We start from the raw sequence: 9,069 nt of genomic DNA, 5'->3' as shown, positions 1-9,069 counted from the left end.
AAGTGAAGAATTTAAGAGATATTAAGGCAAACCGAAATCTTCATTAACTTCATTTCTTAATCACTTCATGTTAAAAACCAAAACGTGTGATTTTTCTAACATTAAGAAAGTGAAGAATTTAAGAGATATTAAGGCAAACGAAATCTTCATTTACTTCATTTCTTAATAACTTCATGTTTAAATCAAAACGTGTGATTTTTCTAACATTAAGAAAGTGAAAAATTTAAGAGATATTAAGGCAAACGAAATCTTCATTTACTTCATTTCTTAATAACTTCATGTTTAAATCAAGGTTTAACCATCTCTAAAACGTCAAAATCATATTCATTTTTCTCATCTTTCTTGTATGAAACTGATGAAACCAAAGTCCAGTTTTTGTAAGGTTTAAGGTCAAAAAATGCATCACCCTCAAGGGTGGCGATTACTTTAGTTAGATAGAGTTTGTTGGCATAGGTTTCCGCCAAAGTGTAAATTTTTTCACCACCGATTATAAAAATCTCGTTTTTGTCCGTCTGTTGGCTTGCTACATCAATAGCTTTTTCCAAAGAATTCACAACAGTGCAACCTTCAATTTCTAAATCTTTACTTCGAGAAATCACGATATTTACTCTATTGGGAAGTGGCTTTCCGATAGAATCGAACGTTTTTCGACCCATAATGATGGCATGGCCTGTGGTACGTTTTTTAAACAGTTTCAAATCTTCTGAAAGTCTCCACAACAACTGATTGTCATTGCCAATTACGCCTTTATCGGCCACTGCCACTATGATAGAAATATCCATGATTTATTGATATATTAGGCAAATATCCGACTAAATTTGCGAATAATCTTCAAAAACAAAATGAAAAACAAAGTAGGTTTTATAACAGGTGGTTCGAAAGGAATTGGTTTAGGAATAGCCGAAGCCATGGTGAAAGAAAATATAAAAGTAGCCATAACGGGTAGAAATGCCGAGGCCGTAAATTCAGCTTTGGAACTTTTGAACAAAATAAATCCAGATTCGGCTATTGGCTTTGTTTCTGACGTAAGAAAACCTGAAGATTTAGAGCAAAATGTAAAAGAAATCATAGCTAAATGGGGAAGTTTGGATTATGTATTGGCCAATGCGGGTGTGGGGCATTTCGGAAACATAGAAACCCTTACCGCCGAACAATGGAACGAAACCATTGATATCAACCTAACGGGCGTTTTTAATACAGTAAAAGCATGTTTAGAAAAGGTAATAGAGAGCAAAGGTTATATTATTACCATTGCGAGTTTGGCTGGAACAAATTTCTTTGTAAACGGCACGGCTTATAATGCCAGCAAGTTTGGTTTGGTAGGTTTTACACAGGCACTTATGCTCGATGTAAGAAGCAAAGGAGTGAAAGTAACGACCATAATGCCAGGCTCGGTAACTTCTTATTTCAACGGTCATGTGCCATCAGACGCCGACGCCTGGAAAATCCAACCTGAAGATATCGGCCAAATGGTAATTGATCTCATCAAAATGCCAGCCAGAACTCTTCCAAGTAAAATCGAGGTAAGACCAACGATGCCAGGATAATTGGTTAATTCTCGCCCTGAGCGAAGTCGAAGGGGGTTAATTGGTTAATGAAAACTCTTGTTAATAATTAAAGGTTTCATTATTAGCACATTAACTCATTATCGCATTAACTAATTAAGTGTCACTTACAATACTTATCCTGAAGTATTTTGGCTTTTTTCTGTTCCAAGAACACCAATTGTTGGTAATCTTTACAGGCTTCGTCTTTGCGGCGAAGTAATATCAAACATGCTGCATGTTGATAATATGAATTGATATTGAGCGGGTTGTAGTTTATTGACTTCTGGTAGTAGGTCTCAGCTTGTTTATATGCCGCCCTCTCAAAGAAATCATTTCCGTAATCGTAATACATTTTAGAATACTCAAGTGAGTCTACAATTGAGCTTGTTTCCCTTTCCGAATAACTCAAGTTGTAGTCATATTCTACCTCTACATTCACTTTTTCGCCCATATATTCAGCAGGCTGCCACTTACCTTTGGTTTTATTTACAGCGGATATGAGTTTTTCATTGTATTTGTCATTGGTAGAAGCCACCACAGTGATGCCTTTAAGAGCTCCTGTTTTGGTAACCACAAAACGCACTACAAATCCACCTTTGCGATATTCAGGGAAACCAAATTTTTCAAAAACATAGTCCATCACAGCCATATTTTTATCTATAAAGTATGGCTCCAATTTTCCGTTTACTTGCTGATATACTCTTTCGCCGCTTTTGGAAAGGTAAGAGGTGGGTGTATAAGTCAAATCAAATAATTTCTTAGGCATAAATCGCAAACTAAGTGCTTGTGTTTCATCCGTAAAGTCTGCTTGATCCAAAATCAACTCACTTTCACTGATTGATTTTACCTTAAATACGATTTTATTAAATGTTAGAATACTGTCTTTAAGCGTATAAGGATAGGTGAATCTTCTACCACTAGTAAACAATCGGAGCGAATCTTTTGAAAACACATCTATATCAAAAGTGGCGTTTACATATGTCTGGTCGTATAATTTACTGCCGTCTTTGCTTCGAATTTCAGTCTTTTTCCAGTTTCCTATTAGCTTGTTCGAAAAGGAATTTTGTGCAAAACTTTGGATTGCGAGAAAAAGAAAAATGAAAAAAATGGATGGCTTCATTGTGACAGGTGAAAATTTTACACTAATTAAATACGTTTTTCGCTAAAAGATAAAACCAAACATAAAAAATAAAAAAAAACCTCCAAAATTGGAGGCTTCTATTAACAAATCATTATTTCAGTGTATTGAGATATTTTACTGCAAAACCCACCCAATCGACTTCCGTATCTGGAATTCTGACATCGGGCTTTATACCTATGCCTTCTAATGGGGTAAGTGGCAATCTATAGCTATAACCCAGCGGCAAGGCCAGTCTCCAAGCGTAGCAAGGAAGGCCCCAGTCTCGCACTTCGGTGTAGTCAAATGCCCCTTTGGTGTTGGTTCCCATCAATATGGTTTTAGAGCTTTGTTTGGCTTCCAAACTTAAACTTTCGGCAGAACTGGCCGTGTTTTTATCCACCAATATCACCACTTTCTGAGGATTGGCGGTACTTGGGGGATAACTAAACGTTTTGTCTGCCCCTGTAATGATAGTTCCAGGATTCATCTGCATTTTTCTGATGATGTCTCTAAGCTTTGGATCGAGGTTTTTTGCATATTGTGGGTAATCCTGAATAGCCTTTAATTCATGATTGAGCAATATTTGGTTTTCCATGGATGCTCTTATTTTTGAACCGCGGCGAACAATTGGCCCGTTGGCTATGTATGGGAAAATTGCATCAAACACACTTTCATCTCCTCCAGGATTATTCCTTAAGTCAATAATTAAGTTTTTACTTGACCTTATTAGACCTTCGTTTTGCTTAACCAACTCACTTACATACAGCTCAACGTTGGCCATTGTAAATGGCGGCAACTTTAGCAGAGTATTGTTAGAATCTAATTTTTCAACTCTGTAATCTGGAATTCTATGAATCAAATCGTCTTGCGAAGCAAACTCTTTTGGAATTGGACTTAATTTATTGAATTTATAAATGTTCTCCATTACCAATAGATTCTTTACCACATTGGTTATCGTAATTTCTGGCGTAAAATCGGCATAATAATAGGTAGTTTTGAATTTTAGCTCAGATAATTGCTCTAAAACAAATTTCGTTTTGCCAATTACCCATAAATTATCTCTTTTGTTCAATAGAAAACCATAGAACTTATTTGCATTGGTGGCATCTTTTATAATACCTATTCGATAGACTTTATCATCGCTCTCCCAAATACCTTCAACATAAGAAAGTTTGGCCAAATTTGCCGTTAAATGAGCTTGGAAAATCTGCTCTGAACCAAACTTTTGAGTTGGAACAGCCGTAGCTCTTTTAATGATTGCGTCTTTGGGTTCCTCTACCACAAAAGGTGTTTGGGTATTTATAAACAAATGACCATCTTTAAAAAACTCTGTCCATTCTTTTAGAATAGCAAAGCATTCTTTGGGATCGGTGACTCCAGCCGATTTGTCCTTAACTTTTTTAGATAGGGCGTCGAAAGCAGGCTTGGTGGTCGCATTTACTTTCATACTGTAAGCAGAGTAATTATCTCTAACTTTCTGGGAGATCTCATCGAAGTTTTTTTGGCAGTTACATTCGGTTTGAGCATTGACTTTCACCGAAAATAGGACAAGCAATAATATTGTAATTCGTTTCATATTAGAAAAATAGTAATTTGGCTAAAAATTTGAAATCCAAATTCATGCCTAAAATGGTTGAAACCTTAAATAATTTTATAAATGTGTAGTTTCAATAGCCATTTATTAGGAAAAACCTATAAATCAGTCAATTCTGACTCATCCCCACCTCCAAGCTCGAGATATTGAATTGGAGAAATTGCATTGCCTGCAATACCTTTTATACTACCATACATATCTATTGTGTTTCCTATCACTTTTTCAATTTGCATTTCGCGTTCTTTCCAGATTCTTTGCATTGCACGTTTTTCTTTGTCTAGCTCACTTTTAAGATTACTAAAACCATCTACAATGGCTTCCATCTGCTGTTTAAACTGACTACTTGTAAGAAAATTGTACAAAACACTCATCTTATCAGCTTTATTATCATTTACTGACTTAGCCATTTGCGTGCGTATCAAAATCTCTCTTAAAACAAACACCAGGCTCTTGATTTCATAAAAACCACAGACCCAAACGCCATCTTTTTCACCAAACCTATCCATTTCTTTGGGCATGGTTTGAGTTACCAATACAGCGATTTCGGCACCAGTTTCTCGCTGATCAGTTTTTAGTTTTTCTATCCAATCACCGCCGAAGTTTTGCGTACGTTTACTTTCAAAAATTATTTTACCACAAATTTGCCCAAACTCATTGATAACGGTCTGAACCGCGTCCGCTCCTCTCTGACCTTTTTTTATTTCTTCTATTTGATCATAAGGAAATGCCTGAGTTAGGATGGACTCTATGGCCAATTCCTGCACCTCACCTTGTAGCTGCATAGAACCTTGCTCCGCTTTTCGCTTCATTTCATTTACGAGGTCCATTTGAGCTTTGAGTTTTTGTTCAAAATCTTTCTTTACCAGTTCAAACTCTTCATCTTTGCGTTTTTTGGCGGCTTCTTCTATGTCTTTGGTTTTTTCGAGCATGGTTTTTTCGAGCTGAATCTTCATCAATTCTTGTTGATTTTTCAGTTCTTGTTCCTTTTTCAAAAGCTCAATTTCCTTCTCTCGGCCAAGTATTATTTGTTTTTGTTTTTGGTCGTTGTCTTCTTTGAGTGCGGCCAGCATGGCGGCATTTTTTTCATCAGATCTTTTTTGTGCTTCGGTTTGAGCAATTGCCCACATTTTCTTCTTTTCTTCTTGTTCAAAAACCCGCTTTTCCTCCGCCATTTTGGCTTTTAACTCTTCAATTTTTAAGGCATTTATCTTTTCTTGAGCTTCAATGCCTTTCTTGAGTTCGATCTCTAAATGTTTTTGCAAAGCTTCGCCCGCATCAAACTGATGGCCGCAGTTAGGACAAGTAGTAAGGTTTTGTTTCATTGGTTATTATTTTCAGCTAGGTCGCTATGACGCTTAGGAGCACAACTCCTAATGAGCCTTAAGACTTTTCACTTCTGATTGTGATGAGTTCTTGAAAAACCTAATTTTACAAAAGTAATGAAAATAAAAAACGAGTGGTGGAATGATAAGTAATTTAGCAAATAGATTAAGGGTAATTTAATCAAGAATATAGGGTAATTATTAATTTGACAAACAAAAACAAATCGAGTATTCATTTTAAATCCTTTTTAATACACAGTTCAATAATGTTGTTACCATACTGATATTCAACATATTTAATATATACTTTTAATCCATTTTTACAAATTGGCCCACCTTGTGAACAACTTTGATGAAAGCCTTGGATATCATGAAAATCGTCATATTCAAACCTGACTCCTCGGACCATAAAACTTTCTTTTCCTTTACCATAAAGAGGCTTAAATTCTTCAACCTCACCCATTATTAACTTGTACTGTTTTTTCGAAATTTTACTTTTTATATCGTAGTAATCAAATGACTCTTTTTGATAAAGTATAAAAGGAAAACAAATACCTGCAAACGTAAATATTACTCCAATAAAGGTATTCAAGGAAAAAATCTCTTCTTTAACTTTAACTTGGTACATGAGTAGCCATAAACCGACCAAAGCAAAAAATGAAGGTGTCAGCCATGATATTCCCATTTTGGGAATTAGTTTGTAAGCCATATAATATTCTTCCATAATAAAGGGATCAAATTTTTAGAATATCACCTATTGTAAATCATGAATCACCTCACCCCCAAGCCAAAGCGGTCTGTTTCTGCTCTCCAAGTCCTTCAATACCAAGCTCCACTACATCTCCAGCTTTCAGATACATCGGTGGTTTGAAGCCTAGTCCCACACCGGCAGGAGTACCCGTAGAAATCACATCACCAGGTAATAAAGTCATGAAATTACTTAGGTAACTTACAATCTGAGGAATATTGAAAATAAGGTCGTTGGTGTTTGAATCTTGTATTTTTTTGCCGTTCAATTCTAACCAAAGGTTAAGATTGTGCGGGTCAGCTACTTCATCTTTCGTAGCCATAAACGGCCCAAGTGGTGCAAAAGTATCGTTTGATTTACCCTTCACCCATTGTCCGCCACGTTCTAGCTGAAACTCACGTTCAGAGTAGTCGTTGTGCAAAGCATAACCTGCTACATAATCCATTGCAGTTTCTTCGGTGATGTAGGATGCCTTTTTTCCAATAATCACAGCCAATTCCACTTCCCAGTCAGTTTTTACTGAGTTTCTTGGAATAATTACGTTGTCATTTGGCCCACAAAGTGCGGTGGTAGATTTAAAGAAAACCACCGGTTCTTTTGGCACATCCATACCAGACTCAGCTGCATGTTTGGCATAATTAAGACCTATACAGATGATTTTAGAAGGTCTTGCTACGCATGAACCCAATCTTTCGGTTTCCGAAACTTCAGGACATTCGTTGGTTTTCAACCATTCTGATAATCTTTCTAAGCCGTTTGTGGCAAAGAATTTCTCGTTATAATCTTCTCCAAAAGCACTCACGTTAAGTTTTTTTCCATCGGATGATAGTACTCCCGGCTTTTCGTTTTCAAAAGCTCCAAATCTTATTAATTTCATTTTGAATAAATGTATAGTGTTAGGCGTATTTTAACGCTTTAATTGTTCAATTTTACAAATCCTCCGTCGATCACATAATCGTTTCCAGTCACAAAGGCTGCTTCATCCGATGCCAAATAAACGACCATAGCGGCAATCTCCTCAGGCTTGGCCATCCTTCCGATTGGTTGTGTTTGAGAGAGTTTCTCAAACATTTCTTTCTCTTTACCTGGATAGTTTTTCTTGATAAATCCATCCACAAAAGGCGTATGCACTCTGGCTGGCGATACACTATTGCAACGAATATTATCAGCCACATAGTCTCTTGCTACCTGCAAAGTCATACTATAAATGGCCCCTTTACTCATGGAGTAAGCAAATCTATCTGGAATCCCAACCGTGGCTGCAATGGAGGCCATGTTGATTATTACCCCTCCCTCGTTTTTTATCATATAAGGAATAACAGCATGCATGCAGTTGTAAGGTCCTTTGATATTGATGCTATAAATTTTGTCCATATCGGCCTCCTCAGTAGTTTCTACCGTACCAATGTGGGCAATACCAGCATTGTTCACCAAAATATTGATAGGTTGAATGGCATTTATCTTAGCCATTTTCCTCATCACCACTTCTTGATTAGAAACATCTACTTTGTGACAATAAGCCTTGCCTCCACTTGCATTTATTAAATCAGCCTCCCGTTCTGCAAGGTCAATATTTAGTTCAAAAATATGCACGATGGCTCCCTGCTTAGCAAAAGCTCGAGAAATCTCCAAGCCAATTCCACTAGCACCACCAGTGACCACTGCTACTTTCTTATGTAGTTTAAACATTCCGATTGATGATTTAAATTAGGAAATCCAATTTTATTCAAAAATAAGGTAGTTTTCTTTAAGAAAAAAGTAAATAAAAAATCTCTCACAAAATTTGACTGAATCATTTTTTTACCTAATTTTGCACTCCAATTCAATACGGAGGTTATAGCTCAGTTGGTTAGAGCACTGGTTTGTGGTGCCGGGGGTCGTGGGTTCGAGCCCCATTAGCCTCCCCGTATATAGCGAGTCTTTTTTAAGGCTCGCTTTTTTTATGCTTTTTTTTAAAACTATTCACAAAAATAGTTCATGAGTTGCCCCATTAGTCGGGATGCCGCACCACGGGATGCCGCACCACTCCCCATATATAGCGAGTCTTTTTTAAGGCTCGCTTTTTTTATGCTTTTTTTTAAAACTGCTAACAAAAATAGTCCACGAGTTGCCCTATTAGTCGGGATGCCGCCCCACTCCCCGTATTTAGTGAGTCTTATTAGACTCGATTTTTTTGTCTGAAATTCTGACTCTAAGTACTTTCTCTTCCCCAAAACAACGAAAACCATTTTTGAGACAAGAACAAATCCTGATTTAAGATTTTTTTATGAATTTATTCTAATAATTCCTTAAGCATTTGCAACTATTTAATATTTGGGTATATTTGGAATAAAAAAAACCAAAGAAAATGTTAAGTAGAGTTGCTAATTCCATCTATTGGATGAATCGTTACATCGAGCGAGTTGAAAATTACGCCCGTTTTGTAAGCGTTAACATCAATCTGTCTTATGATTTACCAGGAATGATTTCTGAGCATTGGGGCTTGTTGCTAGAAGCGACACATGATAAAGCCACCTATGATAAACTTTATTCAGAAGAAACTGAGGACAAAATTATTTACTTTATAACGTTCGACCCGAACAATCCGAATTCAATTTTCAATATCCTAGGCAATGCAAGAGAAAATGCGAGAACAGTAAAAGAGACTCTACCAAAAGAAATATGGGAACATTTGAATAGTTTTTATCTGAGTTTTAAGCAATTTTCAACCACCAGAAAACTTGATTTCGAAGAGTTAC

Annotated in this window: 9 protein-coding genes and 1 tRNA gene; 3 read left to right on the top strand and 7 right to left on the bottom strand. The window is 36.5% G+C overall.

Annotated features, from left to right (window positions below):
• Positions 1-287 precede the first annotated feature (287 nt).
• Entirely contained in the window at positions 288-782 is a 495-nt protein-coding gene (locus EGI24_RS14065) for a dihydrofolate reductase (protein ID WP_255049091.1), read from the bottom strand.
• A gap of 60 nt (positions 783-842) precedes the next feature.
• On the opposite strand from EGI24_RS14065, the gene EGI24_RS14060 reads away from it, so the two are divergent.
• Complete coding sequence (locus EGI24_RS14060; RefSeq protein ID WP_255049090.1) at positions 843-1,547, top strand: SDR family oxidoreductase; 705 nt, start codon at positions 843-845, stop codon at positions 1,545-1,547.
• Positions 1,548-1,668: 121 nt separating this feature from the next.
• Here EGI24_RS14060 and EGI24_RS14055 read toward each other — a convergent pair whose 3' ends face one another.
• The 6 genes from EGI24_RS14055 to EGI24_RS14030 form a co-directional block, all read right to left on the bottom strand.
• Entirely contained in the window at positions 1,669-2,667 is a 999-nt protein-coding gene (locus EGI24_RS14055) for a hypothetical protein (protein WP_255049088.1), read from the bottom strand.
• 112 nt (positions 2,668-2,779) lie between these two features.
• Positions 2,780-4,243, bottom strand: coding sequence for a S41 family peptidase (locus tag EGI24_RS14050; protein WP_255049086.1), 1,464 nt, complete (start codon positions 4,241-4,243; stop codon positions 2,780-2,782).
• A 116-nt stretch (positions 4,244-4,359) separates the two neighbouring features.
• Complete coding sequence (locus tag EGI24_RS14045; protein WP_255049083.1) at positions 4,360-5,583, bottom strand: DUF2130 domain-containing protein; 1,224 nt, start codon at positions 5,581-5,583, stop codon at positions 4,360-4,362.
• A gap of 232 nt (positions 5,584-5,815) precedes the next feature.
• Positions 5,816-6,307, bottom strand: a complete 492-nt coding sequence (locus EGI24_RS14040) for a hypothetical protein (protein WP_255049081.1) — start codon at positions 6,305-6,307, stop codon at positions 5,816-5,818.
• Between the two features lie 52 nt (positions 6,308-6,359).
• Positions 6,360-7,208, bottom strand: a complete 849-nt coding sequence (locus tag EGI24_RS14035) for a fumarylacetoacetate hydrolase family protein (RefSeq protein ID WP_255049080.1) — start codon at positions 7,206-7,208, stop codon at positions 6,360-6,362.
• Between the two features lie 38 nt (positions 7,209-7,246).
• Entirely contained in the window at positions 7,247-8,020 is a 774-nt protein-coding gene (locus EGI24_RS14030) for an SDR family NAD(P)-dependent oxidoreductase (protein ID WP_255049079.1), read from the bottom strand.
• Positions 8,021-8,161: 141 nt separating this feature from the next.
• Here EGI24_RS14030 and EGI24_RS14025 point away from each other — a divergent pair.
• Together EGI24_RS14025 and EGI24_RS14020 are read left to right on the top strand one after the other, a co-directional pair.
• Positions 8,162-8,235: transfer RNA gene (locus tag EGI24_RS14025), tRNA-His, on the top strand.
• 443 nt (positions 8,236-8,678) lie between these two features.
• The coding region (locus tag EGI24_RS14020; protein ID WP_255049078.1) for an alpha-E domain-containing protein at positions 8,679-9,069 on the top strand (391 nt) is incomplete at its 3' end.

The sequence above is a fragment of the Lacihabitans sp. CS3-21 genome, from assembly GCF_024343675.1.
In the GTDB taxonomy this organism is placed as follows: Bacteria; Bacteroidota; Bacteroidia; order Cytophagales; family Spirosomataceae; genus Leadbetterella.
The sequence above is the reverse complement of the archived record's forward strand: the minus strand, read 5'-3'. Positions and strand labels throughout refer to the sequence as shown.